Raw genomic sequence first — 3,760 nt, forward strand, 5'->3', positions numbered from 1 at the left:
AATATGGCGGTGAGGGGGGGATTCGAACCCCCGATACGTTGCCGTATACACACTTTCCAGGCGTGCTCCTTCAGCCACTCGGACACCTCACCATATTGTCTTGCTGCTCACCTTGGGTGGGCAACGGGGCGCTACTATAGGGAGTTGCGCTAAAACGGTCAAGCATATTTTTTTCTTTCTTTACCGTTCGGTTAAGCAATGAACACTGCCCCGTCGATTCATCGACGGGGCAGCTATTTTAACGCTGGGAATCCAGCTTTTCGTTGTTCTTCACGACATCCTGCGCCTTGCTGTAGCTTTCAATCAGCAACTGGTACGCCGGGAAGACTTTGGTATACACCTCAGCCCACTCGGCGGCATCCGGACGGTTCCAGGTGCGCTGCAGTTCAGAGGCTACCGCAGCAGTATCCATTGGCACTACACCGGCCTGGACTATGCGGGCCAGGGTGATCTCCTGCGCCATTTTGCTATAGGTACCCGAGGCGTCGATAACGGCAAACACCTTATAACCGTCGGCGACGGCGGCAATTGCCGGGAAAGCCATGCAGACGCTGGTAATGGTACCGGCGATGATTAAGGTTTTGCGCCCGGTCGCTTTCACCGCGGCGACAAACTCCGGGTTGTCCCAGGCATTGATTTCGCCTTTACGCGCAATATATTTCGCATGCGGCGCGTTCTCATGAATTTCCGGAATCAACGGGCCGTTCGGGCCTTGCGGTACGGAAGCGGTGGTGATCACCGGGATCCCGGCAAGGGATGCCATTTTCGCCAGCGCGGCGGCGCGAGCGCGCAGTTCCGGCATCGGCATATCGCCGACGGTCTGGAACAGGCCGCTTTGGTGGTCAATCAACAACATCGCGGTATCGTTAACATCAATCACCGGACGAGAACCGTTAAAGTTAGCTGGAGTAGACATATTCTTCACCTCAATTTCGTTAGATTTGGCCAAAACGGCCGCTGTTAAAATCGCGAATTGCCTCGGCAATTTGCGTTTTGGTATTCATCACAAACGGGCCGTAGCCCACGATCGGCTCCTGCAGCGGCTCGCCGGCCATCAGCAGAACCTTCGCGTCGGAGCCCGCTTCCAGATGGAAGGCTTCGCCTTTCTGGCTCAGTACTACCAGCTGTCCTTCCCGGGCGTTTTCCGTACCGTTAACGGTGACTTCGCCTTCCAGTACGACCAACGCGGTGCTCCAGCCTTCCGGCTGATGCAACGTCACATCGTGACTTTGCTTGAGCTGCATATCCCACACGTTCAACGCTGAGAACGTGTGCGCTGGGCCGGCGACATCGCCGTAACGCCCGGCAATCACTCTGACGGTCCCGGCATCGTCTTCCAGCGTCGCTTGCGGAATGACGTCTGCGGTAATGCTCTGATAGCCCGGAGTCGTCATTTTGTCTTTCGCCGGCAGGTTGACCCACAGCTGCATCATTTTCAGTTCACCGCCGGAGCGGGTGAACGCTTCGGAGTGAAACTCTTCATGCAGGATCCCGGCGCCTGCCGTCATCCACTGCACGTCGCCAGGGCCGATAACGCCGCCTCTGCCGGTTGAGTCGCGATGCTCTACTTCACCGGAGTAGACAATGGTGACGGTTTCGAATCCGCGATGCGGATGTTCGCCGACGCCGCGTTTACCGTTTCCCGCCGGAAAAGTGTGCGGGCCGGCGTAGTCGAGCAGTAAGAACGGGCTCAGTTGTTCGCCGTGGGTCTGGTAAGAAAACATTGAGCGAACCGGGAAACCGTCGCCCACCCAGTGCTGCGAAGGAGCGGTGTAAACGCCAGTAATCTGTTTCATGGTTATCTCCTGCATGTCTGTATCTGATGTGAATAAGCTTATATCTGGAGCTAATATTCCGGTAGATAGCGAAAATGACCTATACTGTTCTAAAAATGGAACGATGGAGAAAAGGATGCAGGATCTCAACGACCTGGCCTGGTTTGTTCAGGTGGTAGACCATGGCGGTTTTGCCGCTGCCGGTCGGGCGCTTGACCAGCCTAAATCCAAACTCAGCCGCCGCATTGCGCAACTGGAAGAACGCCTGGGCGTGCGCCTGATTCAACGAACCACCCGACAGTTCGCCGTAACGGAAGTCGGCCAAACCTTCTATCAACACTGCAAGGCGATGTTGATAGAAGCCGAAGCGGCGCATCAGGCGGTAGAAACGCTGCAGTCTGAACCGCGCGGCAGCGTTAAGCTCACCTGTCCGGTAACCCTGTTGCATGCCCATGTTGGCCCGATGCTGGCGCGCTTTATGGTGCGATACCCAGGGGTGACGCTACATCTTGAAGCCACTAACCGGCGGGTGGACGTGGTGGGCGAGGGGGTTGATGTGGCCATCCGCGTGCGGCCAAGGCCATTTGAAGATAGCGACCTGGTCATGCGGGTGTTGGCCGATCGCGGCCATCGCCTGGTGGCGAGTCCGGCGCTGATCGCTCGGCTTGGGCGCCCACAGGCGCCGGCGGAATTGAGTACCTGGCCGGGGCTAAGTATTGGCGCCGGAAAACATCAGCATAAATGGCAATTGACCGGCCCGGAGGGGGCGCGAGCCGAGGTTTATTTCACCCCGCGAATGGTGACCAGCGATATGCTGGCGCTGCGCGAGGCGGCTATGGCGGGCGTTGGCGTGGTACAGCTTCCTTTATTAATGGTGCGCGATCAGCTGGCATCAGGGGAGCTTGAAATCGTGCTTGATGAGTGGCAACCGCGACGGGAAGTCATTCACGCGGTGTTTGCCTCGCGGCGCGGTTTATTACCTTCCGTCAGAGCGTTGGTGGATTATCTCAGCGAGGAGTATCAGCGCATGGAAGAGGATTAGCTTAGGCTCTTTTTCCCCGGCGGCGCTGCGCCTGGCCGGGCTACTGGTGGTGCGGCCTACGGGGTTCCCGGCGGCGCTGCGCCTGGACGGGCTACTGGTGGCGGGGCCTGCGGGGTTCCCTGCGGCGCTGCGCCTGGGCGGGCTACTGGTGGTGCGGCCTGTGGGATTCCCGGCGGCGCTGCGCCTGGACGGGCTACTGGCTGGTGCGGCCTGCGGAATTCCCGGCGGCGCTTCGCTTGGCCGGGCTACTGGCTGGTGGTGCGGCCTTTGGGATGGGTAGCCCGGGCGAGGCATTTATGCCGACCCCGGGAAGGGCGGCGGTGCCACATGTGAAAAAAAGCCCATACTTTCGTACGAGCTTTAATCTCGAATATGGCGGTGAGGGGGGGGGATTGACTCGCTTCGCTCGCCGTTACTCGGCCCATCCATGGGCCTCGCCCCTTCGGGGCCAACGCAGGCGTTGTTCAAAAACGCTCCCGGCGTTTTTGTCGGGGCAGCCCGCTTACTGCGTTCGCGGTCTGTCCAACTGGCTGCGCCAGTTGTCGAACCCCGGTCGGGGGTTCTCGTCCCCCCCAACGGAGAACATAAAAGAAAAGAGCCCGTACTTTCGTACGAGCTCTCATCTCGAATATGGCGGTGAGGGGGGATTGACTCGCTTCGCTCGCCCCTGCGGGGCAGCCCGCTTACTGCGTTCGCGGACTGTCCAACTGGCTGCGCCAGTTGTCGAACCCCGGTCGGGGGTTCTCATCCCCCCGTACGGAGAATATAAAAGAAAAGAGCCCGTACTTTCGTACGAGCTCTCATCTCGAATATGGCGGTGAGGGGGGGATTGACTCGCTTCGCTCGCCCCTGCGGGGCAGCCCGCTTACTGCGTTCGCGGACTGTCCAACTGGCTGCGCCAGTTGTCGAACCCCGGTCGGGGGTTCTCATCCCCCCGTACGGA

The 3,760-nt window shown here is 59.3% G+C and carries 4 protein-coding genes, 1 tRNA gene and 1 other RNA gene; 2 read left to right on the forward strand and 4 right to left on the reverse strand.

Annotated features, from left to right (window positions below):
- Positions 1-4 precede the first annotated feature (4 nt).
- The 3 genes from AC22LX_RS24710 to AC22LX_RS24720 all read right to left on the reverse strand — a co-directional run bounded on the left by AC22LX_RS24710 (position 5) and on the right by AC22LX_RS24720 (position 1,796).
- Positions 5-92, reverse strand: a tRNA-Ser gene (locus AC22LX_RS24710).
- A gap of 146 nt (positions 93-238) precedes the next feature.
- On the reverse strand, positions 239-916 hold the full coding sequence (locus tag AC22LX_RS24715) for an isochorismatase family protein (RefSeq protein WP_045393608.1): 678 nt from the start codon (positions 914-916) through the stop codon (positions 239-241).
- Positions 917-935: 19 nt separating this feature from the next.
- Positions 936-1,796, reverse strand: coding sequence for a pirin family protein (locus AC22LX_RS24720; RefSeq protein WP_049059470.1), 861 nt, complete (start codon positions 1,794-1,796; stop codon positions 936-938).
- 115 nt (positions 1,797-1,911) lie between these two features.
- On the opposite strand from AC22LX_RS24720, the gene AC22LX_RS24725 reads away from it, so the two are divergent.
- Both AC22LX_RS24725 and AC22LX_RS24730 read left to right on the forward strand, forming a co-directional pair.
- The gene (locus AC22LX_RS24725; protein ID WP_015367227.1) at positions 1,912-2,817 is read left to right on the forward strand and encodes a LysR family transcriptional regulator; all 906 of its coding nucleotides are present in this window, start codon (positions 1,912-1,914) and stop codon (positions 2,815-2,817) included.
- Positions 2,818-2,866: 49 nt separating this feature from the next.
- Positions 2,867-3,097, forward strand: a complete 231-nt coding sequence (locus AC22LX_RS24730; RefSeq protein WP_163311010.1) for a hypothetical protein — start codon at positions 2,867-2,869, stop codon at positions 3,095-3,097.
- A 351-nt stretch (positions 3,098-3,448) separates the two neighbouring features.
- Here the strand turns inward: AC22LX_RS24730 and AC22LX_RS24735 are convergent.
- Positions 3,449-3,585, reverse strand: a non-coding RNA gene (locus AC22LX_RS24735) — RtT sRNA.
- Positions 3,586-3,760 lie beyond the last annotated feature (175 nt).

The organism is Klebsiella sp. PK01 (assembly GCF_057624675.1).

What these genes read in the sequence shown, in the direction of transcription:
- AC22LX_RS24715 (WP_045393608.1), bottom strand. Translation starts at nt 916, where the DNA reads ATGTCTACTCCAGCTAACTTTAACGGTTCTCGTCCGGTGATTGATGTT.
- AC22LX_RS24720 (WP_049059470.1), bottom strand. Translation starts at nt 1,796, where the DNA reads ATGAAACAGATTACTGGCGTTTACACCGCTCCTTCGCAGCACTGGGTG.
- AC22LX_RS24725 (WP_015367227.1), top strand. Translation starts at nt 1,912, where the DNA reads ATGCAGGATCTCAACGACCTGGCCTGGTTTGTTCAGGTGGTAGACCAT.